The 23,904-nt window shown below is 70.3% G+C and carries 25 protein-coding genes and 1 pseudogene; 12 read left to right on the top strand and 14 right to left on the bottom strand.

Features of this window, described 5'->3' with window-relative positions; translation table 11 throughout:
* Positions 1-91: 91 nt before the first annotated feature.
* Entirely contained in the window at positions 92-331 is a 240-nt protein-coding gene (locus ABZ570_RS01385; protein ID WP_358055495.1) for a hypothetical protein, read from the bottom strand.
* Between the two features lie 206 nt (positions 332-537).
* On the opposite strand from ABZ570_RS01385, the gene ABZ570_RS01380 reads away from it, so the two are divergent.
* Positions 538-666 (top strand): hypothetical protein, encoded by a 129-nt coding sequence (locus tag ABZ570_RS01380; protein WP_358055493.1) that lies wholly within the window; start codon positions 538-540, stop codon positions 664-666.
* A gap of 227 nt (positions 667-893) precedes the next feature.
* On the opposite strand, the gene ABZ570_RS01375 is transcribed toward ABZ570_RS01380, so the two are convergent.
* The gene (locus tag ABZ570_RS01375; protein ID WP_358055491.1) at positions 894-1,349 is read right to left on the bottom strand and encodes a MarR family transcriptional regulator; all 456 of its coding nucleotides are present in this window, start codon (positions 1,347-1,349) and stop codon (positions 894-896) included.
* An 88-nt stretch (positions 1,350-1,437) separates the two neighbouring features.
* Here ABZ570_RS01375 and ABZ570_RS01370 point away from each other — a divergent pair, with 88 nt between their 5' ends.
* The 4 genes from ABZ570_RS01370 to ABZ570_RS01355 all read left to right on the top strand — a co-directional run bounded on the left by ABZ570_RS01370 (position 1,438) and on the right by ABZ570_RS01355 (position 5,080).
* A complete protein-coding gene (locus ABZ570_RS01370; protein WP_358055489.1) occupies positions 1,438-2,352 on the top strand; it encodes an ABC transporter ATP-binding protein in 915 nt (304 codons plus the stop codon).
* On the top strand, positions 2,345-3,133 hold the full coding sequence (locus tag ABZ570_RS01365; RefSeq protein ID WP_358055487.1) for an ABC transporter permease subunit: 789 nt from the start codon (positions 2,345-2,347) through the stop codon (positions 3,131-3,133). Before ABZ570_RS01370 ends, ABZ570_RS01365 begins: the two co-directional genes overlap by 8 nt.
* A gap of 205 nt (positions 3,134-3,338) precedes the next feature.
* On the top strand, positions 3,339-3,785 hold the full coding sequence (locus ABZ570_RS01360; RefSeq protein WP_358055484.1) for a CBS domain-containing protein: 447 nt from the start codon (positions 3,339-3,341) through the stop codon (positions 3,783-3,785).
* A complete protein-coding gene (locus tag ABZ570_RS01355; RefSeq protein ID WP_358055482.1) occupies positions 3,782-5,080 on the top strand; it encodes an ArsB/NhaD family transporter in 1,299 nt (432 codons plus the stop codon). Before ABZ570_RS01360 ends, ABZ570_RS01355 begins: the two co-directional genes overlap by 4 nt.
* Here ABZ570_RS01355 and ABZ570_RS01350 read toward each other — a convergent pair.
* Entirely contained in the window at positions 5,062-6,411 is a 1,350-nt protein-coding gene (locus ABZ570_RS01350) for a cation:proton antiporter (protein WP_358055480.1), read from the bottom strand. The genes ABZ570_RS01355 and ABZ570_RS01350 overlap by 19 nt on opposite strands.
* Positions 6,412-6,628: 217 nt before the next feature.
* Between ABZ570_RS01350 and ABZ570_RS01345 the strand changes: the two genes are divergently transcribed.
* Both ABZ570_RS01345 and ABZ570_RS01340 read left to right on the top strand, forming a co-directional pair.
* The gene (locus ABZ570_RS01345; protein WP_358055703.1) at positions 6,629-7,987 is read left to right on the top strand and encodes a potassium transporter TrkG; all 1,359 of its coding nucleotides are present in this window, start codon (positions 6,629-6,631) and stop codon (positions 7,985-7,987) included.
* A 1-nt stretch (position 7,988) separates the two neighbouring features.
* Positions 7,989-8,657 carry a TrkA family potassium uptake protein gene (locus ABZ570_RS01340; RefSeq protein WP_358055478.1) on the top strand — a complete coding sequence of 223 codons (669 nt, stop codon included), beginning with the start codon at positions 7,989-7,991 and terminating at the stop codon, positions 8,655-8,657.
* A 123-nt stretch (positions 8,658-8,780) separates the two neighbouring features.
* On the opposite strand, the gene ABZ570_RS01335 is transcribed toward ABZ570_RS01340, so the two are convergent.
* Positions 8,781-9,191, bottom strand: coding sequence for a cupin domain-containing protein (locus tag ABZ570_RS01335; protein ID WP_358055475.1), 411 nt, complete (start codon positions 9,189-9,191; stop codon positions 8,781-8,783).
* Positions 9,192-9,310: 119 nt separating this feature from the next.
* On the bottom strand, positions 9,311-10,333 hold the full coding sequence (locus tag ABZ570_RS01330; RefSeq protein WP_358055473.1) for a zinc-dependent alcohol dehydrogenase family protein: 1,023 nt from the start codon (positions 10,331-10,333) through the stop codon (positions 9,311-9,313).
* A 248-nt stretch (positions 10,334-10,581) separates the two neighbouring features.
* Here ABZ570_RS01330 and ABZ570_RS01325 point away from each other — a divergent pair, with 248 nt between their 5' ends.
* A complete protein-coding gene (locus ABZ570_RS01325; protein WP_358055471.1) occupies positions 10,582-11,472 on the top strand; it encodes a helix-turn-helix transcriptional regulator in 891 nt (296 codons plus the stop codon).
* 246 nt (positions 11,473-11,718) lie between these two features.
* On the opposite strand, the gene ABZ570_RS01320 is transcribed toward ABZ570_RS01325, so the two are convergent.
* On the bottom strand, positions 11,719-12,564 hold the full coding sequence (locus tag ABZ570_RS01320) for an SGNH/GDSL hydrolase family protein (RefSeq protein WP_358055469.1): 846 nt from the start codon (positions 12,562-12,564) through the stop codon (positions 11,719-11,721).
* Between the two features lie 321 nt (positions 12,565-12,885).
* On the opposite strand from ABZ570_RS01320, the gene ABZ570_RS01315 reads away from it, so the two are divergent.
* Positions 12,886-14,256 (top strand): DNRLRE domain-containing protein, encoded by a 1,371-nt coding sequence (locus ABZ570_RS01315; RefSeq protein ID WP_358055467.1) that lies wholly within the window; start codon positions 12,886-12,888, stop codon positions 14,254-14,256.
* Positions 14,257-14,546: 290 nt separating this feature from the next.
* Here the strand turns inward: ABZ570_RS01315 and ABZ570_RS01310 are convergent.
* Positions 14,547-14,774 (bottom strand): annotated as a pseudogene (locus ABZ570_RS01310) (TetR/AcrR family transcriptional regulator C-terminal domain-containing protein); the annotation flags it as partial.
* Between the two features lie 11 nt (positions 14,775-14,785).
* Here ABZ570_RS01310 and ABZ570_RS01305 point away from each other — a divergent pair.
* On the top strand, positions 14,786-14,935 hold the full coding sequence (locus tag ABZ570_RS01305) for a hypothetical protein (RefSeq protein WP_358055465.1): 150 nt from the start codon (positions 14,786-14,788) through the stop codon (positions 14,933-14,935).
* Here the strand turns inward: ABZ570_RS01305 and ABZ570_RS01300 are convergent.
* The 6 genes from ABZ570_RS01300 to ABZ570_RS01275 form a co-directional block, all read right to left on the bottom strand.
* On the bottom strand, positions 14,928-16,331 hold the full coding sequence (locus tag ABZ570_RS01300; RefSeq protein ID WP_358055463.1) for an ABC transporter substrate-binding protein: 1,404 nt from the start codon (positions 16,329-16,331) through the stop codon (positions 14,928-14,930). The genes ABZ570_RS01305 and ABZ570_RS01300 overlap by 8 nt on opposite strands.
* 20 nt (positions 16,332-16,351) lie before the next feature.
* Complete coding sequence (locus ABZ570_RS01295; protein ID WP_358055461.1) at positions 16,352-17,182, bottom strand: carbohydrate ABC transporter permease; 831 nt, start codon at positions 17,180-17,182, stop codon at positions 16,352-16,354.
* Complete coding sequence (locus tag ABZ570_RS01290) at positions 17,179-18,144, bottom strand: sugar ABC transporter permease (RefSeq protein WP_358055459.1); 966 nt, start codon at positions 18,142-18,144, stop codon at positions 17,179-17,181. Before ABZ570_RS01290 ends, ABZ570_RS01295 begins: the two co-directional genes overlap by 4 nt.
* Positions 18,145-18,247: 103 nt before the next feature.
* Positions 18,248-20,026 carry an FtsX-like permease family protein gene (locus tag ABZ570_RS01285; RefSeq protein ID WP_358055457.1) on the bottom strand — a complete coding sequence of 593 codons (1,779 nt, stop codon included), beginning with the start codon at positions 20,024-20,026 and terminating at the stop codon, positions 18,248-18,250.
* A gap of 1 nt (position 20,027) precedes the next feature.
* Entirely contained in the window at positions 20,028-20,762 is a 735-nt protein-coding gene (locus tag ABZ570_RS01280; protein ID WP_358055455.1) for an ABC transporter ATP-binding protein, read from the bottom strand.
* Between the two features lie 43 nt (positions 20,763-20,805).
* Positions 20,806-21,345: a PadR family transcriptional regulator gene (locus ABZ570_RS01275; RefSeq protein ID WP_358055451.1), complete on the bottom strand. Its 540-nt coding sequence runs from the start codon at positions 21,343-21,345 to the stop codon at positions 20,806-20,808.
* Between the two features lie 436 nt (positions 21,346-21,781).
* Between ABZ570_RS01275 and ABZ570_RS01270 the strand changes: the two genes are divergently transcribed.
* Positions 21,782-22,000, top strand: coding sequence for a hypothetical protein (locus ABZ570_RS01270; RefSeq protein ID WP_358055449.1), 219 nt, complete (start codon positions 21,782-21,784; stop codon positions 21,998-22,000).
* A 180-nt stretch (positions 22,001-22,180) separates the two neighbouring features.
* On the top strand, positions 22,181-23,566 hold the full coding sequence (locus ABZ570_RS01265; protein ID WP_358055447.1) for a DEAD/DEAH box helicase: 1,386 nt from the start codon (positions 22,181-22,183) through the stop codon (positions 23,564-23,566).
* 92 nt (positions 23,567-23,658) lie between these two features.
* Here the strand turns inward: ABZ570_RS01265 and ABZ570_RS01260 are convergent, their stop codons facing one another.
* On the bottom strand, positions 23,659-23,796 hold the full coding sequence (locus ABZ570_RS01260) for a hypothetical protein (protein WP_358055445.1): 138 nt from the start codon (positions 23,794-23,796) through the stop codon (positions 23,659-23,661).
* Positions 23,797-23,904: the final 108 nt, after the last annotated feature.

Below are 23,904 nucleotides of genomic sequence, written 5' to 3'. Positions count from 1 at the left end.
CGGGCCTTGTTGAGCTGTCGGACCTGCTGATCGAAGCTCTAGGCCCTCTGCTGCTCAGCGGAGGCCGGTTGCCCTGGGCACGCACCTCGATCTACGCCCCCTCGCCCTGGCGTCCTTCGCGCCACAGCTCGTGTTCCCGGAGCACCCAAGCCAGCCAGTAGAGGCCGAAGGAGACCACAAAAACGGCGAGCAACACCAGCGCTGCGACGCTCACAAAGCCGCTCGACGGCGACTCGTTCAGGGCGAGAAGCACGACGCCCAAGAAGAGTGAGGTCAACATCAGCGACCGGAAGACGGGTTGTTCCACCGGATGCTTGCGGGGGTTTGACATCAGTGCTCCTTCGCGAGGTGGGCTCATCCTCACGACTCCGGCAGCTTCCGGCAAGGGGCTGATCTGGTGGGGTGCGGGCAGTGTGAGACGCCTGTCGAGCCCCGGTCAGCCGTCTGCCGCTGTCGCGGGCGTCCGCGTCAGCGGATCGTCTCAACTGCACGAACGGCGGTAGCGGCAGTGACTGTTGGCCCCTACGGTTCACGATCATGGAAGCCACACTCGCAGCCGTCCTCTTCTACGCGCTGAGCCTGTTCGTTCTCTACTGGGTGATCCGTCTAGCCGTCCGGCACGCGATCCAGGACGCCGACAGGCGCCGGTCGCGAGGTGGGGCGTGAGGGTCGGGGCCGAGGGTGGCCGTGGGCCATTGGCGGGCCGACCCGCAGCGCCTTGACGCCGGGCGGATGGTGCAGCGGATCGGGCAGACGGAGGTCTGCCGCGCGGCGGCGACCGCCCCCAGCCTCGACGGAGAGTAGTCCCGACGGGGTCGTCCCGCCTCAGCCCTTCATGTCCTTGGTGCTGCGCCAGTGTGGCCGGCCGGCCCGGCCGACGCCGGCGGGCGGGTTCACGAGCCGCTGCGCTGTTCTCGCCAGCGCTCGATGACGGCTGGCAGTTCCTTCCAGAGGTAGTCGTAGAAGTCGCGCATCTCCACCAGCCGCCGTGCGGCGGGGCTGTTCGCTCCGGCGGTCGCGATGCCCTGTTCCGCGGCGTCGCGCATGATGGCGACGGCAGTGTTCTGGCTCGACATGAGGGTCGCCCAGGCGCCTTCGCGGACGCGGAAGTGGTCGCGCCGGCTGCCCGGGGCGGGTACGCGCTCGATCAGGCCGACGGTGGACAGGGACTTCAGGGCGGTGGAGACGCTTCCCGAGCTGATGCCCAAGGTGTCGACGAGGTCTCCCGCGGTCATCGCTTCCTGGTCGGTGAACAGCAGCCCCGCCAGCACCCGTGCGGTGCTGCGCTGCATGCCACCATCGGCGAGGGCGAGCGCGAGCCGCTCGGCCGGTTCGCTCAACGACGTCATCAGCGTCCTTCCCGCGAGATCGTCACCCAGGTCACTCTAACAGCTCCGTCTCTTCAAAAATCTTTGAAGAGACGATATTGTCGAAGACATGAGCGACGTGATCCGGCTGAAGAAGCTGGGCAAGAACTACGGCAGCCGTCGAGGCCTGGTCGACCTGGACCTGTCCGTGACGCGCGGCGAGGTGTTCGGCTACCTCGGCCCGAACGGGGCGGGAAAGTCGACCACGATCAGACTGCTGCTGGACCTGATCCGGCCCACCAGCGGTAGGGCCCTGGTGTTCGGCGAGGAACCGCGACGGCACGCGGTGCCGCTGCACCGCCGCATCGGTTACCTGGCCGGCGACTTCGTGGTAAACCCCCGCCAGCGGGTCGACGAATGCCTGAACTTCCTGGCCGACCTGCGCGGCGGCGTCCCGAGGGTCCGCATCACCGAGCTTGCCGAGCGGCTGGACCTGGACCTCAGCGCGCAGATCAAAACGCTGTCGAAAGGCAACCGGCAGAAGGTGGGTCTGGTTCAGGCATTCATGCACCGGCCAGAGCTACTGATCCTGGATGAACCGACCTCGGGCCTGGACCCGCTGGTGCAACAGACCTTCCTCGACCTCGTCCGGGAGGCGAAGGCCGGCGGGCAGACGACCTTCATGTCCTCCCACATCATGAGTGAAGTCGAGGCGGTCGCTGACCGGGTCGGCATCATCCGCGCCGGACGCCTGGTCGCCTGCGACACCGTCGCCCACCTGCGAGCGAGCACGCTGCACGAGGTCGAAGTCACGTTCACGGACGCGCCACCGGAGGCGGAGATCGCCGCGCTGGCAGGGGTCACCGGCTTGGCCGTCGCCGGGGATACGGCGCGGTTCCAACTCGCGGGCAGTCCCGACGGACTCATCCGACTGCTCGCGGGGCACCGGGTGGCGGCACTGCGCGCGACCACCCCCGACCTGGAACAACTGTTCCTCGCCTACTACGGGACGGACGACAACGCGATGGAGGCCACCCGTGTCTGACATCATGAGCAAGACCCTCTGGGACGGTCGGCGTGGCCTGGGTGGTTTCGCCGTCGGCACCGCCGCCGTCGGCGCCATGTACGCCGGGTTCTACCCCCAGGTGGCCGGCGGGGCGATGGGCCAGGCCGTACAGGGCTTCTCGCCCGGCCTACGCGAAGCCCTACGCATGGACGACCTCGCCTCGGCCGCCGGATACCTCGGATCCAGCGTCTTCGGCATCATCGTCCCGCTGATCGCCGTCAGCTACGGCATCAGCGCCGGCACCCGCGCCATCGCCGGCGACGAGGAGTTAGGCTATCTCGACCTGCTGCTCGCCCACCCGGTCAGCCGTACCCGCCTCGTGCTGCACCGCTTCGCCGCCCTGGCCGCCGGAGCCGCCCTGATCGCAGCGGTGGTGTGGCTGGCCATGCTGGCGGTCCGCCCCGGCGCCCAACTCGGCAGCATCAGTCCCACCCAGTTCGCCGCGCAATGCGTGGCGCTCGCGCTGCTGACCGTCCTGTTCGGCACCATCGCGCTGGCCATCGGCGCGCTCACCGGAAGACGCGCCGCCGCCCTGGCCGGTACCGCCGCCGTCGCAGTGCTCTCCTACGCCGCGCAGACCATCGCCGGACAGATCGGCGCCGACGCCCTGCAGTACCTCTCGCCATTTCACTACTACCTCGCCGGCGAACCGCTACGGCACGGCTTCCAGTGGCCCGACCTCGGGATCCTCACCGGCGCCACCGCGCTATTCCTCGGCCTGGCGGTTGCCGCCTTCAACCGCCGTGACCTGAACAGCTGACTCGACCGGTGGCGGATCGCGGTGTGACCGGTTCGCTGCCGGCCGCTGCTGCCACTCCGAACAGGTGGCTGCAGGAGCGCCGATCGGTTACCGCAGTCGGTTCGGGTGTACCGGTGGGGCCGCCGGGGGCTAGGGTGATCGTCGGTGTGCCGGGAAGCCTGGTCGGCGTGCGGTCCCGTCGCATCCAGCACCCACAGGAGTCGTCGTGCGAGCCCGAGAACTGGCCGTGCCCTTCCCGACCATCACCGTAGCCACGTCGGTGCTGGAGGCGGCCCGCCTGCTCGCCGGTTACAACCTGCCCGGTCTGATCGTGGTCGACAACCGCAGCCGCCCGGTCACCGTGCTACCCGGCACCCAGGTGCTGCGCCTGGTGATCCCCGGCTACTGCCGAGAGGACCCGACCCTGGCGCGGATGATCGACGAGCCGTCGGCGGACGTGTTCCTGCGCGGCGCGGAGGGGCGTACGGTCGCCGACCTGCTACCGAAGGAGCACCCCGAACCGCCGGTGGTAGAGCCCCAGGCGACTGTGCTCGAGATCGCCGCGGTGATGGCGCAGAAGCGCAGTCCGCTGGTGGCCGTGGCCGCGCCCCGGGAGCCGATGGTCGGCGGGATCACCCTCGACGCCCTGCTCGACCGGATGCTCACCGCGTGACCGGGGTGGCCTGGGCGGCGGTGGCCGCCTTCACCGTCGCGTACGTGCTGATCGCCACCGAGAAGATCCACCGGGTCGCCGCGGCCCTCGGCGGGGCGGCGGTGATGTTCCTGATCGGCGCGACCGACACCGCGCACGCGTTCTTCTCCGAGCAGGCCGGCATCGACTGGAACGTGATCTTCCTGCTGGTCGGCATGATGCTCATCGTCGCCGTCCTCAAACGCACCGGTGGTTTCGAGTACGTCGCCGTCTGGGCGGCCAAGCGCGCCCAGGGACGGCCGTACCGGGTGATGGTGATCCTCGTGGTGATCACCGCGGTCGCCTCGGCGGCGCTGGACAACGTCACCACCGTTCTGCTGATCGCCCCGGTCACCTTCCTGGTCTGCGAGCGTCTCGACGTGCTGGCGGTGCCGTTCCTGATCGCCGAGGCGATGGCCTCCAACATCGGCGGCACCTCGACCCTGGTCGGCGACCCGCCCAACATCATCATCGGCAGCCGGGGTGGGCTGACCTACAACGACTTCCTGGTCCACCTGGCCCCGTTCGTCGTGCTGCTGCTGGTGGTCTTCCTCGGGCTGTGCCGGGTGCTGTTCCGCTCGGCGTTCCGCTACGACCCGCGGCGGGCCGCGCAGATCGCCGCCCTGCACGAGGGCGACGCCATCCGGGACCGGCGGTTGCTGGTGCTCGGGCTCGCCGTCCTGGCCGCGGTGACCGCCGCGTTCGTCCTGCACACCGTCCTGCACCTGGAACCCGCGGTGGTCGCCCTGCTCGGCGGCCTGCTGCTGCTCGCGTTGTCCCGCCTCGATCCCGGGCAGATCAGCCGGGACGTGGAGTGGCCGACCCTGGTGTTCTTCGCCGGCCTGTTCATCATGGTCGGCGCTTTGGTGAACACGGGCGTGGTGGAGCAGATCTCCCGCGCCGCGATCAGCGCCACCGACGGGCGGCTGCTGCCGGCGTCGATGGTGCTGCTCTGGGGATCCGCGGCGCTGTCCGCGATCGTCGACAACATTCCGTACGTGGCGACCATGAGCCCGGTCGTCGCCGACCTGGTCCACGCCCAAGGCGGCGCCGAGCAGTCCCGGGTGCTGTGGTGGGCCCTCGCGCTCGGCGCGGACCTGGGTGGCAACGCCACCGCCGTCGGCGCCTCCGCCAACGTCGTCGTGCTCGGCCTGGCCGAACGCGCCGGGCAGCGGATCACCTTCTGGCAGTTCACCCGGTACGGCGTCCTGGTCACCCTGGTCACCGTCGGGTTGGCCGTGCCCTACCTGTGGCTGCGCTACTTCGCGTTCGCCTGATCCCCCACCGTCTCGCCGTTCTCGGTGCCGCCGTCCCGGCCGGCCCGCGCGGTGGCCGCCTCGGCCGTGGTGGCCGCCGCGCGCTGCCCGGGCACGGGCGCCGTGCGGCGTGCCCGCTGGATCCGGCGCAGCACGCCGTGCCAGTTCGGGGTGTGGCGGGTGTCGTCGAAGGCCCGTGCGACCACCACGTCGGTCGACGAGTGCGCCAGGATCGAGATGACGATGGTCAACGCCACCAGGTGAAAAACCTCGTCGGCGGCGCCGATGCCCGACTCCAGCACCAGCAGCCCGTAGACGACCGAGGCGAAGCCCTTCGGCCCGAACCACATCGCCGCGGCCTGCTCCCGCAGGCTCAGCCCGCTGCGCAGGAACGAGATCCACAGGGCGATCGGCCGGGCGACCACGATCGCCAGCACCGCGAACACCCAGCCGGTCCACGAGATCTCACCGAGGAACGCCGGTGAGATGAGCGCCCCGAACACCAGCAGCGCGGCGAGCTTCAGCAGCTCGGCGACGTTCTCCCCGAAGTGCTCGAAGGCCGCCCGCTCGCGTGGCCCGAACGTGGCCACGGTGATGCCGGCGGCGAACGCCGCCAGGAACAGGTTGCCGTGGGTGGCCTTGCCCAGCGCGAGCACCAGCAGGCCGATCGCCACCCCGTTGAGTGGCGCATACGCCGCCGACGCGGCGAAGAACCGGGTCCGCTCCAGCGCGATCGCGACCAGCGGCACCAGCACGCCGATCGCCAGCCCGACGGCCAGTTCGATGCCCAGTTCGCCCACATGCAGATCGTCCGAGCCGGCGGCGACCGCCAGCAGCACCACCACGAACGGCAGCGCCAGGCCGTCGTTGACCCCGGACTCAACGTTGAGCAGATGCCGCAGCCGGGCCGGTACCTTGTCGTTGCCAACCAGCGCGGCGGCGAACACCGGGTCGGTCGGGGCCAGGATCGCGCCGATCAGGAGCGCCTCCGCCCAGCCCAGCCCGGCCACGTAGTGCCCCAGCACCGCGGTGACCAGCAGCGTCAGCGGCAGCCCCCATCCCAACGCCCGGCCCGGCAGCCGCCATGCCGACCGCAGGTCCGCCCAACCCACCCGCATGCCGTCGGTGAACAGCACCGCGAACAGGGCCAGCTCGGCCAGCTGCGCCACGATCGGCGAATCCGCGTGCAGGTGCAGCACGCCGGTGGTGCCCTCTCCGAGGATGAACCCGGCGACCAGGAACAACGCCGCGGTGGACAGGATCGTGCGGTGCGCGAGCGCCGACAGCAGCACGGCGGCGAGCAGGACGACAGCGAACGACAGCAGCAGCACGGGTGACCCTCCGGGGAGCACGACGGGGTAACGGTGCCGACCAGACTTCCCGGCGCGCCATGGAGCCCGGCGATCATATCGGCCCCCCGCTCGGGCCGCTGACCTGCGTCGCGCGGAGCCGTGGCTGGTGATCGGCGCTGGTCGGGTCGTGGCAGTATCCAGGCGTGATGCGGGCACGACAGACGTGGCAGACGACGCCGGCAGCAGGGCCGGGGCGAGCGGGTTCGTCGTGGCCCTGATGACCCGTCGGCCGGTGTGGCAGCGGCGCAGCACCCGGTTCCGGCATCCGGCCCAGGTGATCTCCGTCGGGTTCGGCACGGCGATCGCGGTGGGCACCGGGCTGCTGTCGTTGCCGGTGGCCACCCAGTCGGGGCAGCGGGCGCCGCTGGTCGACGCGCTGTTCACCGCGACCTCGGCGGTGTGCGTCACCGGTCTGGTGACGGTCGACACGGGCAGCTACTGGTCGTCGTTCGGGCAGGTGGTCATCCTGCTGCTCATCCAGGCCGGCGGGCTGGGCATCATGACGGTGGCGACTCTGTTCACCGTGCTCGTGTCACGGCGGCTGGGGTTGCGGGCCCGGTTCCTCGCACAGGCGGAGACCAAGAGCCTTGATCTCACCGACGTACGGGGGGTGGTCCGGCGGATCGTGCTGTTCAGCCTCGCCAGCGAGGCCGTCGTGGCCGTGGCACTGGCGCTGCGGTTCGCCGCAGGGTACGGCGAACCTGCGGGGCCGGCGATCTATCACGGGGTGTTCCACGCGGTGTCGGCATTCAACAACGCCGGATTCTCCACCAACGCGGACAGCCTCGTCGGCTACGTCACCGACCCCTGGATCAGCCTCACCGTCGCCGGCGCGGTGATCCTCGGCGGTCTGGGGTTCCCGGTGGTGTTCGAGCTGGCGCGGTGCTGGCGCCGACCCGCGTTGTGGTCGGTCATGACCCGCCTCACCGTCACTCTCACGGTGACGCTCCTGGTGCTGGGCACTGCCGTGCTGACCGTCACGGAATTCACGAACCCGGACACGCTGGGTCCGATGACGGGCCCCGAGAAGCTGCTGGCCGGATTCTTCGCCTCCGCGATGACCCGTACCGCCGGGTTCAACAGCCTCGACATCGGCGCCATGCGACCCGAGAGCCTGCTGGCCAGCGACGTACTGATGTTCATCGGCGGCGGCAGCGCCGGCACCGCCGGCGGCGTCAAGGTCACCACGTTCGGGCTGCTGGCGTTCGTACTCTGGTCGGAGATGCGCGGCGAGAGCCACGTCAACGTCGGGCAGCGACGCATTCCGCCCAGCAACCAGCGACAAGCGCTCGCCGTGGCGCTGCTGAGCGTCGGCGCCGTGGTCACCGCCACATTCGCCCTGGTGGCGATCACGCCGCACGGTCTCGAGCGGGCGTTGTTCGAGGTGGTGTCGGCCTTCGCCACCGTCGGGCTGTCCACGGGGATCACCGGCAGCCTGCCACCGCAGGCGGACCTGCTGCTGGTCGTGCTGATGTTCGCCGGCCGGATCGGGCCGCTCACCCTGGCCACCGCGCTGGCGCTGCGCGACCGCACCCGACGCTACGAACTGCCCGAGGAAAGGACGATCGTTGGCTGACGTGACCGAACCCGTCGTGGTCATCGGCCTGGGCCGCTTCGGCGGCGCCCTGGCCCTGGAGTTGGTCAGCCGCGGCACCGAAGTGCTCGGCATCGACCACCGACCAAAGGTGGTGCAGGCGATGTCCGGCCGCCTGCCGCACGTGGTCAGGGCCGACTCCACCGACATCGAAGCGCTGCGACAGCTCGGGGTGGCCGAGTTCCGGCGCGCTGTCGTGGCCATCGGCACGGACATCCAGGCCAGCATCCTCACCACCAGCCTGCTGGCCGAACTCGGCATCCCCGACATCTGGGCCAAGGCGGTCAGCGACCAGCACCGGCACATCCTCACCCGGGTCGGCGCCCACAAGGTCGTCGCGCCGGAACACGACATGGGCGAACGGGTGGCCCATCTGCTCTCCGGCCGGATCCTCGACTACGTCGAGGTGGACGCCGACTTCGCCGTGGTCAAGACCACCCCGCCGCGCGAGGTCGTCGGCGTGCCGCTGCGGGACTCCCGACTGCGCAGCCGGTGGGGAGTCACGGTGGTCGCGGTCAAACCACAGGCCCCACCGATGGGCCGACGTCCCGAGTTCACCCATGCCACCCCGGACACGGTGCTCGCCTACGGTGACCTGATCCTCATCGTCGGGTCGATCGACAACGTGGAACGCTTCGCCGCCAGCGAGTGAAGCGGCCTCCTCGCCGGGCCCTGCGGGTGGACGAAGCACGACGTGAGCCGGGCAGGCGTACCACGGTGGAGGTGGTCGATGGGTGGCCATCGGCCGCGGGACGACGCGGCCGGTGGCAGGTGGTCACGCGGACTGCCGGCCGTACTCGTCGTCGGTCACGTGCTCGCCCCACTCCGTTTCTGGCCCCTCCTGCCCTGGGGCGAGACCGTCCCAGATGGCCAGGTGGGTCATGAAATGCTCCGGGGCGGCGCCGTGCCAGTGCCACTCGCCGGGCGGACACCAGACGGTGTCGCCAGGGCGGATGACGACGACCTCGCCGCCACGTGACTGGGTCAGCCCGATGCCCTCGGTGACGTGCAGCAGCTGCCCGTTGGCGTGCCGGTGCCAGGCGGTACGGGCGCCGGGGGCGAAGTGCACGGCGTTGCACCGACCGATGGACGGCCCGGTCATGGGAACGAGCTGGTCGAACCAGACGTCCCCGGTGAACCAGTCGGCCGGTCCCTTGACCGACGGCTGCTTGGTCAGAGCTTCCACGGTGTCCTCCTCTGCGGTACGGCCTGCTGGGTGCAGCAACTTGTTGTCGGATTTGGCCAGGCGAATGATGCCGCGTCGGAGCAGAGCGCCCACCCGTTTCCTCCACCGGCCGCGGGTCGTCAGGGATTCAGGAGGACCTTGATGGCGCGGCGTTCGTCCATGGCCCGGTATCCCGCGGCGGCCTGGTCAAGCGGGAGGGTGAGGTCGAAGACCTTGCCGGGGTCGATCTGCCGGTTCCAGATCAGGTCGATCAGCTCGGGCAGGAAGCGGCGCACGGGCGCCGGACCGCCGTGCAGGTGCACGTGGGAGAAGAACAGCTCCTCGCCGGGGAGTTGCACGCCGTGGGAGACCCCGACGTAGCCGACGTGACCGCCCGGACGGGTGGAGCGGATGGACTGCATCATCGACTCCTGGGTACCGACCGCCTCGATCACCGAGTGCGCCCCGAGGCCGTCCGTGAGCTCCCTGACGCGCGCGACGCCCTCATCGCCCCGCTCGGTGACGATGTGGGTCGCGCCGTAGTCGGCCGCCAGTTTCTGGCGGGGCTCGTGCCGACTCATCGCAATGATGCGTTCCGCGCCGAGCTGCTTGGCGGCCAGCACGGCGAGCAGCCCGACCGCACCGTCACCGACGACCGCGACGGTCTTGCCCGGGCCGACCTGGGCGGCGACGGCGCCGAACCAGCCGGTGCCGAGCACGTCGGAGGCGGCGAGGAAGCTCGGGATCAGGTCGTCCGAGGGAGTGTCGGGCGTGGGGACCAGAGTGCCGTCGGCCAACGGGACGCGCAGGTACTCAGCCTGGGCGCCGAGCCCGCCGACGAGTTCCCGGTGGAGGCACGAGGACTGGTAGCCAGCCCGGCAGATCTCACAGGTGTTGTCCGAGGCGAAGAACGAACCGATGACGAACTGGCCCGGCTTGACGTTCGTGACCTCGCTGCCGACCTCCTGGACGACGCCGACGTACTCATGGCCCATCGGGGCCGGCCCCTTGACCGCTTCCACGCCACGGTACGGCCACAGGTCCGAACCGCAGACACAGGTGGCGGACAGGCGAATGATCGCGTCGGTCGGGAGCAGGATCCGGGGGTCCTCCCGCCTTTCCACCCGAATGTCGCCGGGGGCATGCATGACAACACCACGCACAGGTTCTTCCCTTTCCGAAGGACCGGCCGCGACTCCTCCCCGGCCTACCCGGGCAGGCTGTGATGATGCCGCCGTACGGGGGTGCTACCCGCCTGGGACGACGACAATCACCCCCGTGGTCGCGGCGGCCGGTGGCTGCGTTCATCGCCACCCAGCAAACCCCGGCGGCACCCGCTCAGGAAGTTTCTCCTGGAAGGTGTACTGACAGGGCACCCCACCGGCCAGCCGTGACACGTACCGTCGAAGACGTGGACAACCGCACCGAGGTCCGCGAGTTCCTCGTCTCGCGGCGCGCCAAGATCAGCCCGGAGCAGGCCGGCCTGCCCGCCGGCCCCAACCGGCGGGTCCCGGGACTGCGCCGCAGCGAAGTCGCGTCGCTGGCCGGAGTGAGCATCGAGTACTACTCGAAACTCGAACGGGGCTCCCTCGCCGGAGTATCGCCTGGCGTCCTGAACGCCATCGCACGGGCGCTCCAGCTCGACGAGGCAGAACGGGCTCACCTGTTCGACCTCGCCCGCGCCGCGGACGGCAGCAGCACCCTCATGCGGCCCCGGCGGCGCACCGCGCGGCAGTGGTCGGTGCGCCCCAGCCTGCAATGGGCCCTCGACGCCGTCACCCAAGGTCCCGCGTTCGTGCGCAACGGCCGCATGGACCTGCTCGCGGGGAACCGGCTCGCCCGCGCGTTCTACGCCGAGGTGTACGCCCAGCAGCAGCGCCCCGCCAACATCGCACGGCACACGTTCCTGGACGAGAAGGCGCACCGCTTCTACCCGGACTGGGACATCGCCGCCGACATCTGCGTCGCCATTCTCCGTACGGAAGCCGGCCGCGATCCCCACGACAAGGATCTCCACGACCTCGTGGGTGAACTCTCCACCCGCAGCGACGAGTTCCGGAAACGCTGGGGAGCCCACAACGTCCGGCACCACGGCACCGGCGCCAAGAACTTCCGCCACCACATCGTCGGCGACCTGACGCTCGCCTACGAAGGGCTGGAAATGGTCGCAGAACCCGGCCTCACCCTCACCATCTACACTGCCGAGCCCGGCTCCCCCTCCGAGGACGCGCTACGCCTGCTCGGTTCCTGGGCCGCCTCACAGGAAACAGACGCCCACGCACAAAGCGCCCTCACCGAGTGACACAAGTCCCTGGCCTCCGGCTACCCCGCGTTGCTGCGCTGGCCACTCCATCCTCAAGATCTTCTAGCCGCCGGTCAGGTCGCGGCCTACGGCAACGCCCGCGGCGCTGAATGCCAGGACGGCCCGCCCCGAGGCGAGCAGCAGGCCGCGTGGATCGCCGGAGCCGGCGCTGAGGAACGCGGAGAACGGCAACGGCGTCTGCGCTCTGCCGAGCAGGCCCTCGACGAAGACGAACCAGCCCGCAGTCTATGCCTTGCCGGCGGCCGCCGTCATGGTGCTGAGCATGGCGTTCTTGACCAGTGGGGCGTACCCGCTCGACTGGCCGGCGCGGTTCGGGTGGTAGGACTCCGTGATCGGGTCCGACAGTCCGTTGAGCCATTCGATGGAGTCGCAGACAGCGTGCCCGGTGAACGCCGTTCGCGGGTCCACGAACCGGAACGAGTGCGTGACGGCCCGGGCCTTGATGGTCTCGTTGAGCAGATCGGCGGTGTCGTTCAGTGCCGCCTGCTCCCCCGGGCTGATCCGGGCCAGCGACTGGCAGTCGCTCTCGTTGAACAGGCGCGGATATCCGACGATCACCACTCGGGCGTACGGTGCCCGTGAGCGGATCTTGTTGTAGAGCGCGTCCAGGGTGCCGGGCAGGGTGTTCCGGATGTAGTTGTTGGCGTTGTCGATGTCACCCCAGCAGGTGTACGGCCAGGGCTTGGCGCACTGCGTGATGACGGAGGAGAATCCGGCGTCGTTGCCGCCGACGGTGAGCGTGACGTAGCTGGTCGACGAGCTGAGGCTGCCGAGCTGGTTGTTGGACACGTCGGCGACCTTCGCGCCGGAGCAGGCGGCAAAGGTGAGGCTGGCGCCGATCTGGGTCGCGTCGAGGACCGGGTACGCGTACGGCGAGCGGTAACAGCTGCTGCCGTCGGAGTAGTAACTGCGGGTGCCGACGCCCGAGGCGTACGAGTCGCCCAGGGCGGTGTAGAGCGGGGCGGCCGCCTGCGCGGGCAGTGCCCACAGCACGGCCGGTGCCAGGCCGCCGAGGACGGCGATCGCGAGTGCGACGAGGCGGCTTCTGCGGCGGGGGACGACGGGTGCCATGCTTCCTCCTCAGCTGCCCACCGGGGAAAGCGCATCGACAGTTGTCGAAGGCCGGTGACGACCCAGACTGTCGACGGCAAGCATTGGCGCGCGCAAGGGATCGCGCGAAAGTTTCCTTCAATCGAACAAGTGGGCAGGGACTACTTGGCAGCAGGGCCGGAGTCGTCCCCGCGAGACGCGGAGCACGTCGGGCGTACGGACGAACAGCTAACCCACGACATGCCCACCGTTCATCCGATCGCGCCCCTGCCGTTTCGGCGGATCATTACATTCGTCGATCAGTTGACCCGGGAAAGCCGCCCCCCGGGAGAAGGGATCACTATGGGTACCTGCCGATTCCGGCTGGCCGCGACCGCCGCGGCCACGGCCGTGCTAACTGCCGTCACCGCAGGGACGGTGCTGACCGCGGCCGGCCCGGCAGCCGCCGCCACGGCCACCTTCGCCCCCGTTGCCGACGCGTATGTGGACAGCAGCGCCGCCTCGACCAACTACGGCACCAGCTCACAACTGGGTGTCGACAACTCGCCCGTGAAGCGGATGTTCCTGCGCTTCTCGGTCAGCGGCCTGACCGAGCCGGTGACCAGCGCTCGACTCCGCATCCACACCGACGACGTGGTGGGTGCCGAAAGCCCGAGCGGCGGCACCTTCCGGGCCATGACCAGCACCACCTGGTCGGAGACCGGGGTCACCTGGAACAACCAGCCCGCCATCGACGGGGTGACCCTGGGTTCGCTCGGCGGCGTCGCTCGCAACGCCTGGTACGAGGTGGACGTGACCCGGTTGGTGGCCGGCAACGGCACCTTCAGCATCGGCGTGACCTCGTCGAGCAGCGACGGCGCCGACTACGACTCCCGCGAGTCCGGCGCCACGGCACCGCAGTTGGTCGTGACGACCGGCACGTCGAGCAGCGATCCGGTGCTGGTGGGCGCGGGCGACATCGCGGATTCCGGCTCGGGAGACACCGCCACCGCCGCCCTGCTGGACCGCATCTCCGGGACGGTCTTCACCACCGGCGACAACGTCTACTCCAACGGTACGACCACCGAGTTCAACACCTACTACGAGCCGACCTGGGGCCGGCACAAGGCCCGCACGCGACCGACCCCCGGCAACCACGACTACAACACCTCCGGTGCCACCGGCTACTACGGCTACTTCGGCGCCAACGCCGGCCCGTCCGGGCGGGGCTACTACTCCTACGACCTCGGCAACTGGCATGTGGTGACGCTCAACTCCAACGTCAGCATGTCCGTCGGCTCCGCGCAGGAGCAGTGGCTGCGGGCGGACCTGGCGGCCAGCACCAAGCCGTGCACTCTCGCCTACTGGCACCACCCGCTGTTCACCTCGGGCGCCAGCCATGGCCCGTCCACCGCGACCCGCCCGCTCTACCAGGCGCTGTACGACCACAACGCCGAGGTCGTGGTGTGGGGGCACAACCACCAGTACGAGCGGTTCGCCCCGCAGAACCCCACCGGCGGTCTGGACACCGCCCGTGGCATCCGGGCGTTCGTCGCCGGCATGGGCGGCGCCGGCCACTACGGCTTCGGCACCATCCAGCCGAACAGCGAGGCACGCAACAGCGACACGTACGGGGTTCTGAAGTTCACCCTGCACGCCAGCAGTTACGACTGGGAGTTCGTTCCGGAGTCCGGTAAGTCCTACACCGACCGGGGCACCAACAACTGCCACTGACGATCACACCAGTCGGTCCTCGTGCGGGCTGCCCGGTTACCCGGCGGCCCGCACGAGGATCACGGCCGGCGAACTCGGCCGAGCTCGCACACCTCACGGCCTGACCCGAGGTCAGTCCGAACCGGTCGGTTGACCGGGGCGGAGCGGAGACTTAGACTGCCGTCGATTTATTATCCGCACATCGTCCGGGTTTCCACGCGGCGCTGCTCGTCGCCTGCGGCCCTGTCGCGCAGCCGCCCACATGCCTGCAAGGGGCAGCTCATGGTGCGCAAACGTGCTTTAAGGCCGTCTCACCGGGGTCGGCACGACGACGTCCAGCCTTGCTGGTGCAGCCGTTCGATGCCGTCCAGCAGCAGGTCCAGCGCGAACTCGAACTGGTCGTCGCAGCCCTGCCCCACGACCGACTCGTTGTCGTGGGACGCCGCTGTGGCGACCTCCGCGAGGTACGGGAACCGGGCCGCGACCTCCGGTGGTAGCGCCGCCGGCGGGTCTGGGTTGGTCGTGCCGGACCGGCCGGACGGCGCTCGGCGTGGACGCGATCATCACCGATTTTCCCGACGTCCTCGTACGGCTGCAGCACGACCCGAAACCCGGCACCCACCTCGGGAAGGGCCAGCTCCCGTTGAGCTGGCCCTTCCCGATCACCGGGCTCCTCCGTGCCGACGCGCTGGTCAGCTAACCGACTTGTTGTAACTGTCGACGGCGCCCTGCACGCTCGCCGCGGCGTCCTTCATCGCCTGGTCGGCCGGCTTGCTACCGACGATCGCCGCCTCCAGCCCGTCCTCGGACGCCTTGCGAGCCTGCGGCATCACGCCGAGCAGGCAGCCGGCCGACGCGATCGACGGCGGCAGCGCGTGCAGCTGGTCGACGGCGGTGCGGAACTGGGGGAACTGCGCCATCCAGTCCTTGTCGATCTGCTCATCGAGGGCCTTCGCGTTGATCGGCACGTAGCCGGTACCGGTGTGCCACTTGGCCTGCTCGACGGGGTTGGCAGCGAACTTCACGAACTCCCAGGCGGCCCGCTTCTCCTTCGCGCTGTGGCCGACGCCGTTGATCCACAGGGACGCGCCACCGATGATCGGACCACCGGTGGAGGAGCTGCTCACCTTCGGGTATGGGGCGGTGAGCACCGTGAACTTGCCCTTCGCCGCGTCGACGTACCCGCGCAGCACGCTGGTCGACTCCAGATGCATGGCGACCGTACCCGCCTTGAAGGCCGCCTGGGCGTCGTCCGTCTTGCGGCCCGTGTTGGTCGCGTAGCCGCCCTTCACCAGGTCCGTCCACCACTGCGCAACGCGCACGGCGGTCTCCTGGTCGAACTGCACCTTCGATGCCAGGCCCTTGCGTCCGTTGCTGTTGTCGCAGTACTCCTTGCCGTCGGTGGCGAGCAACTGCTCCAGCAGCCAGCCGTAGATCGCGGCGCCGAAGCCGTACTGAACGGTCTTGCCGCTGGCGTCCTTGACCGTCAGCTTCTTCGCCAGCTCGCCGATCTCGGTGAGGTCCTTCGGCGGCTTCGTCGGGTCGAGGCCCGCCCGTTCGAAGGCCTCCTTGTTCAGGTAGAGCAGGGGCGTCGAGGAGTTGAACGGCATCGACCACAGCTTGCCGTCGATCGAGTAGTAGCTGGCGATGTTCGGCTCGATGTCGGCCGCGTCGAAGCCGTCCTTCTCGATGAACTTGTGCACCGGCACGACCTGCTTCGAGTCGACCATGAAGCGGGTGCCGATGTCGTAGATCTGCACCAGCGCCGGCGTGCTCTTCTGCTGGACCGACGCCTTGTACTTCGCGATCGTCTCGTCGTAGTTGCCCTGGAAGACGGCCTTGACCTCGACCTTGCCCCCGCTCTGCGCGTTGAAGTCGGCGACGAGCTGGTCGACCGCGGCGGCGTTGGGGCCCTTCATCGCGTGCCAGAACTCGATGGTGGTCTTGCCCTCGTCCAACACCTCGGCGCCGGGCGCCTCCAGGGCATCCTTTCCGCCGTCGGTGCCGGATCCGGAGTCGCCGCACGCTGTCAGCGCGGCGGCAGCGACGAGGGCGACGAACGTCGTGACGGTCCGGCGCAGCCGAGGTCGTGTCATTGGTTCTCCTTCCGGGAGGTTCAGCGGAGCGCGCCAGCGGTCAGCCCGCGGACGATGTACCGCTGACCGAAGATCACAACGGCCAGCGTGGGGAGCAGGGAGAGCGCGACGCCGGCGAGGACGAGACCCGGCTGCGCCGCCTCGGCGTCGTTGAGCTGGGAGATGCCGATCTGAAGGGTCTGGTACTCCGTGTCCCGGATCAGGATCAGCGGCCAGAAGTACTGGTTCCACGCGGAGAGGAAGACGTACACCCCGACCGCGGCGATCGAGGGCTTGGACAGCGGCACGATCACCTGCCACAACAGGCGCCAGTGACCGCAGCCGTCGATCACCGCGGCGTCGCGCAGCTCGGTCGGAAACTGCAGGAACGCCTGGCGCAGCAGGAACGTGCCGAACGCCGAGGCCAGGAACGGCAGGACGAGGCCGAGGTACGTCAGGCCGCCCCGCGCCAGCCCCCACCCGGAGATGGCCAGGTAGTTGGGAATGATGATGGCTTCCCACGGCACCATGAGGGTGGCGAGGAACAGCCCGAACGTCGCCGCCTTCGCGGGCAGGCGAAGGAACGCGAAGGCGTACGCGGCGAGGATGCTGGTGACGATCTGAGCCAGGGAGATGACGCCCGCCTGGACGGCGGAGTTGAGGTAGAAGCGGCCGAGCGGCACCGAGCGGAACACATCGGTGATGTTCTGCCAGTGCAACCCGCTCGGCACCAGCGCGGGCGGGTAGGTCGCGAGGTCACCGGGGCCCATGACGGCGCCGACGAAGCCGTAGTAGACCGGGAACAGGACGGGGATCGCGGCCAGGCCGAGCACCACGTAGACGACGACCTGTCCGAGGCTGAGTTTCTTCACCGGTAGTGCACCCGCCGTTCGAGGATGCCGAACTGGACGGCCGTGCAGGCGAGCATGATGACCAGCAGCACGACGGCCTGAGCGCTGGCCGCCCCGAAGTCCGATGAACCGAAGGCAAACGCCTTCTCGTAGATCGAGTAGACCAGGGTGGTGGTGGCCTGGTCCGGTCCACCCTTGGTCAGGATGTGGATCTGCCCGAAGCTCTGCAGCGCATGGATCGTGGAGACCACCACGAGGAAGAACAACTGCGGGGAGAGCAGCGGCACCGTGATCCGCGAGGCGAGTTGCCACCCGGTCGCGCCGTCCAGCCGCGCCGCCTCGACCACCTCGGGCGAAATGGCGGCGACTCCGGCGGAGAGCACCAGGATGTTGTAACCGAAGTTCATCCACACCGTGGCGGCGGAGACGGCTGGCAGCGCGATCGACGGATCGGTGAGCCAGTTGACCCGGTCTATCCCGAGGGACCCGAGCAGACCGTTCGCCACACCGATCGCCGGGTTGTAGATGACAGCGAAGATGACCGACGCGGTCGCCACCGAGAACGCGAACGGCAGCGCGAACGCGGTGCGCAGCACCCGTACGCCGCGGATGCGCGCCTCCAGCAACAGCACCACGAGGAGCGCGCCCAGGATGGCCGGCACCACCGAGAAGAGCGTGAACAGCGCCGTGGTGGCCAGCACCTTGCCGAACTCCGCGGACAGCATCTCCCGGTAGTGCTCACCACCGACGTACACCGACGAGGCGCCGAAGATGTCGTTTCCGTGTACTGACAGGTAGAGGGTCCGCCCGAGCGGCCAGAACACGAACAGGGCGAACACCACCACCGAAGGCAGCAGCAGCAGCCACGCGAGGCCGGGTTCACCGAAGCGCGCCGGCCGCCGTCGTCGGGAGGGGGGCCGCGCGGATCCGGTGATCAGGACGCGGTCGCCCGGTCGCGCGCGGACGGTGCGAGGGGAAGGCACCGCAGCACACTACCAACGGCATCGAGAGATAGAAATCATTTCGCTCCGGGGCCTCGCCGGCCAGGGCCCATGCCTACTTCGCCCGGTAGGCCGTTGACGGCCGTCAGGTCGGTGTGGACTGGAGGGTGTCCGCGACCGGGCGCCGTGCGGCAGCCATCGCCGGGATGGCGGTGAGCGCGGCGATGGCGAGCAGGACTCCCAACCCGGTGGCGAACAGCCAGGAATCGGGTGGGTAACGGACCTCGCCCCGGCCGACCACCAGGCACAGCCAGACACCGGCGGGGACGCCGGCGACGACGCCGGGCACCGCGGGAAGCAGCTGGGCCACCGCCATGCCCGTGCTGGCCTGTGCGGGTGTGGCGCCGAGCGCGCGGGCGACGGCCAGGGGTTGCCGGGCGTCGAGGACCGCCGTCCAGGTGCTCACGATGGCGTTGATGAGCGCGAGGACGCACAGCACGACGATGACGAGGAGCACGGCCTGGTTGGTCCGCGCGTTCTGCGGGTTGGGCAACTCCACGTCGCCCAGCTTGACCTGCTTGTCCTGCACCTGATACATGAGCACGGCGACGAGCGCGGTCGTGGTGACGAGGGTGTTCACCGTGACGAGCCGGGCGCGGCGGGGCCGACGGGCATTGATGCGTACTCCGATCAACAGGGCGATGGGGAGCCGGCGGGACAGCCAGACGCGCCACCGGCGGCGCCGCGGCGGCGCGGCGGCGTCGGCCAGCGCGTGGACGGTGTCGGTGGTGGTGGCGCGCACCACGGGCGCCAGGGCCGCCGCGGCGGCGAGGGCGAGGGCGAGGGCGGTGGCCGCGGCAACGGTGGGTAGCGCGGGCGGGTGGCCGCCGACGGCGCCGAGGAGTCCGGCGCCGGGGTTGGTCAGCAGTGGTGCGGCGAGCCAGCCGGCGGCCAGGCCGGCGCCGGCGGCGGCGAGCCCGATGACGAGGTATTCGGCGAGGTGGACGGTGGCGATCATGGCCGGTCCGGCGCCGACGGCCTTGAGCAGCCCTACCCGGCGGCGCTGGTCGACGACGCGGCCGGCGACGATGCTGGCGACGCTGGCCACCGCGAGGGCGGTGAGCAGCCAGCTGCCGATGAGCAGGGCCTCGTGTGCGGCTTCGACCAGCCTGCCGTTCTGGTGGGCGATCGCCTTCCAGCTGGTGTATTCGATCCCGCCGGTTCTCTTGTGGGTGAATGAGGTGCCGGCCCGCGGGTCGGCGAATTTCAGGTTCAGCGTGTACGACAGCGGCCGTGCGCCGGCCAGCGCGCTGATCTGGCTACTGTCGACCCAGACCAGGCCGGCGAATTCGGTCAGGGGGCTGCCCGCGTCGGCGCGCCAGTCGGCGCGCGGGTACACGGCTCTGGCGGCGGTGACCGCCGTCCCGACGACCCGCAGCGGGTGGCCGTTGATCTCGACGGTGTCGCCGATGTGCACGCCGAGGGCGTTGGCGAAGGTGGGCTCGATGACCACGCCGCCGGGGCGCACCCAGGTGCCGGCGGTCACTGCGGGCCGGTCGAGCGCCGCTGGGGAGTTGTCCCGGCCCTGGACGACCGCGGGCACGGTCTTGCCGCTTGCGGTCAGCATCAGATAGGCGATCGGGTACGGCCCGCTGTGTGCGGTGACGCCGGGCGCGGTGGCCAGCGGCGCGAGGGCGGCCAGGGCCTCCGGGCCGGTCGCGCCCGGTACCGCCACCACATCCGGGCCCGCGGTGGCGGCCCGGGTCCGCTCGTACGGACGAGCGAGCGCCCCGTCCAGCGCGAGGCCGAGGGTCAGCGTGCCGGTCGCGGCGCTGATCGCGACCAGCAGCAAGACTGTCTCGGTCCGGCGCCGGCGCAGATCCCGTACCAGCAGCCGACACACCAGCAGCAGACGCCCGGCCACCTCAGCGCCACCCGCCACGGACCGTGCCCGCGCCGGCGGCGGTGCCGGCGAGCCGGCTGTCGTCGACGAACGACCCGTCACGCATGGAGATCACCCGGTCGGCGACCGCGGCGATGCGCGCATCGTGGGTGACCACCACCAGCGTCTGCCCCGCCAGCCGCAGTTCCTCGAACAGCCGCAGTACCTCCAGGGTGGCCGCGCTGTCCAGGTTCCCGGTGGGCTCGTCGGCCAGCACGACCTGCGGCTCGTTGCTCAACGCGCGAGCGATGGCCACCCGCTGCCGCTGCCCGCCGGACAACGCCGACGGCAGATGCCCGGCACGGTCGGCGAGCCCGACCCGATCCAGCAGGAGCAGCGCACGTCGTCGGGCCCGGCGGGGAGGCTGCCCGGCCAGCAACGCCGCCAGCTCGACGTTCTCGACCGCGGTCAGCTCGTCCATGAGATGGAACGACTGGAAGACGAAACCGACGTGGTCGCGCCGCAGCCGAGCCAGGGCGCGCTCGCTCATGGCGTCGATCCGATGGTCGGCCAGCCATATCTCGCCGTCGGTGGGGCGTTGCAGCCCGCCCAGCAGGTGCAACAGGGTCGACTTCCCGCAGCCGCTGGGACCTATGATCGCCAGCGTCTGCCCGGCGGGCACGTCCAGATCGACCTCGTCGACGGCGCGGACCAGGGCACTTTCCCGGCCGTACCACCTGGTCACCCCGCGCGCCCGCAGCAGCGCCGATCCACTCACGCGGCACCACCGGGCATGCCCTCGCGGCCTTCGCTCAACTCGATCATGCCTTTGCCTTCCGTCCGGCCCGGTCGCGATCGGTCCACATGCGCTCGCACGCCTCCAGCCACTCCAGGTCGGCCCGCAACCGCAACACGACCCCCTCCAACAACAACCCGACGACCGGGTCCACCGACCGCTCCAACGCGGCCCGCTGGGCATCCCGCAACCGGCGCAGCACCTCACGCCGCTGCGCATCGACCAGTGCCACCGGATCGGCCAGCCGGGCAGCAGCGGCGGCCACCAGCTTGAGATGGAACTCGCTGAGGTCCGGCTTCGGCCAGCTCACCTCGGCCAGCCACGCGGCGACCCGCTGCTGCCCCGCCGGAGTCAGCGTGTAAACCCGCCGGTCGGGCCGGTCCGGTAGGCCCTCGGCCCGCTCCGACGTCACCAGCCCCGCCTTCGCCAGCCGGGTCAGCGTCACGTAGATCTGCCCGGCGTTCATCGCCTCGCCGAGCGGGCCGAGCGCGCCACGCATCCGGCTACGCAGCTCGTACCCGTACGCCGGCTCCTTCGCCAGCATGGCCAGCACCACATCCTGCACCCAGGAACACCTCCATCGGCCGACAATAGATAACCGCTAGCCATGACCGTGTCAAATCGAAGGAAGGAGTGCAGCGGACAGAGCCGGCTGCACCTGAGCGAGCGCTAGATGATCTGCTGTGACTTGAGGCATAGTGCTGGACGCCGGCGGTCGGCTGGACAGACAAGGGCCATCCCCGCCAAGGGAGGAAGCCGCCGACGGCGAGCACCCGCCCATCGGCTTCTGGTGCCGCGACTTGGCCACGAGCGTCGGCAGGCTCGCCCCGGCTCGCCGAGGTGGGGCGGGTCAGCCCGCGCCGCGCCCGCACCCGACGACCAGCCGGTCGCCGTGGCGGAAGCGGATCATTGCCGCGGGTTCGGGTCACCTCGCGTCGGCGTCGGAGGATACCAAGATCGTCAACGTTCCACACTCGGAGCTCGTGTTATACGGTCGGGGGGTGAAAACCGAGCGTCACTGGTGGAACGGCGACCGCACCGTGCGAGGGCGTCGCGACGTGTACATCCGCACCGACGGCGAGTCGTGGGAGGTCGAGGCCCGAGCCGGCGGCGGCGCCGGCCGGTCGAAGATCTACCAGTGCCCGGGCCGACAGTCGGCGGAGATCCTGGCCAGGGCATGGATGGACGGACAGCGCCAGTGGCAGGTCGTGGCGCCCTGACCCGCCGGCGCCGGTGCTCGTTCACCGCCTGTCAGCTGGCAGCGGGATCCGGCAGCGGGTTCGAGTAGACTGACAGCACGGCCCGCCCAAACTGGGGGCCGGGTTCGATGTCCCACGCCACATGCCGCGGCCGAAACGGTCAGCGCCGGGCGGGACGTCCCTTCGACGTTCGGAGCCTTCATGGCGGCAAGCCGCCCGCGCCAGACCACCTCGTCCGACTCCATCACCTTCGCCGACCTCGGCGTGCCCGACGCGCTGAACCGCGTGCTGGCCGCGGCCGGGGTGGATCGCCCGTTCCCAATCCAGGCCGCGACCCTGCCCGACGCGCTCGCCGGGCGGGACGTGCTCGGCCGGGGCCGCACCGGTTCGGGTAAAACCTACGCCTTTGTGCTGGCGGTGCTGACCCGCCTGGCCGCCAGCGCCACGCCACGGCGGGCCGGACGCCCCCGAGCGCTGATCCTCGTCCCCACTCGTGAGCTGGCCACCCAGATCGACAGCGTGATGGCGCCGCTGGCGCAGGCGCTGTCGCTTCGCGCGATGACCATCTTCGGTGGCGTCGGCGCCCGACCCCAGATCGCCGGGCTGCGCGCCGGGGTCGATGTCCTGGTGGCCTGCCCGGGCCGGCTCGCCGACCATGTCGAGTCCGGCAACGCGCTCTTGGACGCCGTCGAGATCACCGTGCTCGACGAGGCCGACCACATGGCCGACCTCGGCTTCCTGCCCACCGTACGGCGGCTGTTGGAGCAGACCCCGCGCGGCGGGCAGCGTCTGCTGTTCTCCGCCACCCTGGACGCCGGCGTCGATGTCCTGGTGCGGCGGTTCCTCACCGATCCGGTCGTGCACAGCGTCGACTCGACGCTGTCGCCGGTCGCCGCGATGGCGCACCACGTGCTGCACGTCCACGCCGAGGACCGGTTCGCCGTGCTGGTCGAGTTGACCGCCACGCCGGGCCGCACCGTGGTGTTCACGCGTACCAAGCGAGGCGCGAAGACTCTCACCCGCCGGCTGGTCGCGGCCGGTGTGACCGCCGTCGAACTGCATGGCAACCTGGCCCAGGCCGCGCGCACCCGGAACCTGCGGGCGTTCTCCGACGGGGAGGTGCACACGCTGGTCGCCACCGACATCGCTGCCCGGGGTATCCACGTTGACGACGTGACTCTTGTCGTGCACGCCGACCCACCGGTGGAGCACAAGGCGTACCTGCACCGCTCGGGCCGTACCGCCCGGGCCGGCGCGGCCGGGACCGTCGTCACGCTGATGACCGACGGGCAGGTGCCCGAGGTGCGGGAGTTGACGCGCAAGGCGGGCATCACGGCGACTATCACCCGACTGCGCCCGGGTGACGCGCTGCTACGCGAACTCGCCCCGGGGGAACGGGCGCTGGTCCCCCAGCCCGTACCGCGGCCCGCTGGTCCGCGACACGAGCCGCAGCCCGCCCACGGCGGCCGTGGCCGACGCGGCGGCAAGCCGGCCCCGACCACCTCGACACGAACCGCACCGACACGATCCGGTGCGGCGGCTTTCTCCGCCCGGGCCCGGCCGGGCGCTCGCCACGGCGGGCGCTGACCCCTACCCGGCGGGGCCGAGCACCGAGACCTCGGTGAGCTCTGCGTCCTCGGCGGCGCCCAAGCCGCGTGCCCGGCAGTTGGTCAGTACCTTCAGCCATCGGCGCGGCAGGTGCCCGTGGCCGGGATCACCGACGAGAACCTGAGCGCCGCGGTCGGCAGCGCGGTGTAGGAAAGCCCCGTCCGCGCGGCCACCTCGGGGTCGTGGAAGGCGTCGCCGGCGAGGATCACGTCGGCGAGCCTCCGACCCGCGCCTCCCACCTGGCCCGCAGCGACGAGACATGCCCCGGTTATGGACGTCGCCGGTCAGGGCGACCGGTTTCCGGTGCCCGGCGGGCA

This window comes from Micromonospora sp. NPDC007271 (assembly GCF_040634005.1).
Classification (GTDB): domain Bacteria; phylum Actinomycetota; class Actinomycetes; order Mycobacteriales; family Micromonosporaceae; genus Micromonospora.
This window is presented reverse-complemented; position numbering and strand designations above follow the sequence as displayed.